The sequence below is a fragment of the Sphingomonas sp. PAMC 26605 genome (assembly GCF_000241485.1).
In the GTDB taxonomy this organism is placed as follows: Bacteria; Pseudomonadota; Alphaproteobacteria; order Sphingomonadales; family Sphingomonadaceae; genus Sphingomonas.
In genome coordinates this window covers 166,530-168,709 of sequence record NZ_JH584241.1, presented here as the reverse complement: position 1 = coordinate 168,709, position 2,180 = coordinate 166,530, and the positions used below count along the sequence as shown (strand labels likewise).

Below are 2,180 nucleotides of genomic sequence, written 5' to 3'. Positions count from 1 at the left end.
AACACGCACCGCCGGGAGCATTGGAGGACAGCCCCTCCCCTAGCCCCTCCCGCAAGCGGGAGGGGAACCAATGCCGATTAACGCCACGCAAGCCTATGACGATCAGAACGTCTTCGCCAAGATCCTCCGCGGCGAGATCCCCGCGACGAAGCTCTACGAAGACGACTACGCCATCGCCTTCCCTGACATCGCCCCGCAGGCGCCGATGCACATTCTGGTGATCCCCAAGGGCGCCTATGTCTCGTGGGACGACTTCAGCGCCAGAGCGTCGGATGCCGAGATCGCGGGCTTCGTCCGCGCCGTCGGCACGGTGGCGCGGGACGCCGGACTGGTCGCGCCGGGCTATCGCCTGCTCGCCAATACGGGGCTCGATTCGCATCAGGAGGTGCCGCATCTCCACGTCCATATCTTTGCCGGCCGCCCGCTCGGCCCGCTGCTCGCGCGCTAAGGGGATTGCGCGCGCCTGTTTAGGCTTTAGGCTCGCGTCAGGTTCGAGCGCGAAGCGCCACTGCTGGGGATCCGACTGAATGCTGTTTGACCGCGTAAAATCTCTCGACGCGATTCTCGCGACCGCCGAAAAGAAAGGGCTGCACCGATCGCTCGGCGCGTTTCAGCTGACCATGCTCGGGATCGGCGCGGTGATCGGCACCGGTATCTTCGTGCTGACCTCGGAAGCCGCGCAAAAGGCCGGGCCCGGCATGTTGCTGAGCTTCGTCGTCGCAGGCTTCGTCTGCGCCGTTGCCGCGCTGTGCTATTCGGAACTCGCCTCGATGGTCCCGGTCTCGGGATCGGCCTATACCTACACCTATGCCGTGACCGGCGAATTGCTCGCCTGGATGGTCGGCTGGGCGCTGATCCTCGAATATGCGGTCGGCGCGAGCGCGGTCGCGGTCGGCTGGTCGAACCATTTCATCGGCCTGCTCGACGGCCTCGGACTGCACGTCCCCGCCGCGATCAGTAACGCCGATGCGCTGATGGCGCATGTCGCGATCGCTTTCGGCGCCACGCCCAACGCCGATCTTGCAACGGCGATGGCGACCGGTGGCTGGGTCAACGTCCCGGCCGTCGTCATCGTCGGATTGGTGACCTGGCTGCTCGTGCTCGGCACGACCGAGAGCGCGCGCGCTAACGCAGTGCTCGTCGGTATCAAGATCATCGCGCTCACCGCCTTCGTGATCCTGACGATCCCGGTGCTCAAATCGAGCAATTTCGATCCGCTGATGCCGACGGGCACGGTCGGCGTGTTCGGCGCCGCCGCCTCGATCTTCTTCGCCTATGTCGGCTTCGACGCGGTCTCGACCGCGGCCGAGGAAACCAAGAACCCGCAGCGCAACGTGCCGATCGGCCTGATCGCGTCGCTCGGCATCTGCACGATCTTCTACCTGCTCGTCGCGACCGGCGCGATCGGCGCGATCGGCGCGCAGCCGGTGATGAGCGGCGGCGTCCCGCTGTCGCCGGGCTCGCCCGAGCTCGCCGGGCGCTGCGCCAGCATCGTCGCCGCCGGCACGCTCGAGCCTTTGGTCTGCTCGAAGGAAGCGCTGGTCCATGTGCTGAGCTCGATCGGCTGGCCGGGCGTCGGCCGGCTTGTCGGCCTCGCCGCGGTCCTCGCCTTGCCCTCGGTCGTGCTGATGATGATGTTCGGCCAGACGCGCGTGTTCTTCACGATGGCGCGCGACGGGCTGCTCCCCGCCAAGCTCGCCTCGGTGCACCCCAAGTTCCACACGCCGCACGTCGTAACGGTCGTTACCGGGATCGGGGCGGCGCTGGCGTCGGCGGTGCTGCCGGTCGGCAGGCTCGCCGATTATTCGAATTCGGGGACACTGTTCGCCTTCTTCATGGTCGCCGTCTCGGTGATGGTGCTGCGCAAGACCGACCCCGACCGCCGCCGCCCGTTCCGCACGCCGGCCGTGTACATCATCGCGCCGCTTGCGATCATCGGCTGCCTCGGGCTGTATTTCTCGCTGCCGCTGACTGCGATCCTGGTCTTGCCGGGCTGGGGCGCGATCGGGCTGGTGGTGTATTTCCTCTACAGCCGCTCGCGCAGCCATGTCGGGCGCGGCTTGACCGACGGCGTTTCGCACGACGAGCTCGAACCGGCGTCTCCGAGCGCTCGCTGAGGCGGACGGAAGTACAGACGAAAAAGGGCCGGGGACCGATCCCCGGCTTTTGTGTGTGTGTGT

At 66.8% G+C, this 2,180-nt stretch carries 2 protein-coding genes; both read left to right on the top strand.

Annotated features, from left to right (window positions below):
* The first annotated feature begins 70 nt into the window (after positions 1 to 70).
* Positions 71 to 448: a histidine triad nucleotide-binding protein gene (locus RH90_RS00775; protein WP_010183277.1), complete on the top strand. Its 378-nt coding sequence runs from the start codon at positions 71 to 73 to the stop codon at positions 446 to 448.
* Positions 449 to 527: 79 nt separating this feature from the next.
* Positions 528 to 2,117 carry an amino acid permease gene (locus RH90_RS00770; protein WP_010183276.1) on the top strand — a complete coding sequence of 530 codons (1,590 nt, stop codon included), beginning with the start codon at positions 528 to 530 and terminating at the stop codon, positions 2,115 to 2,117.
* Positions 2,118 to 2,180 lie beyond the last annotated feature (63 nt).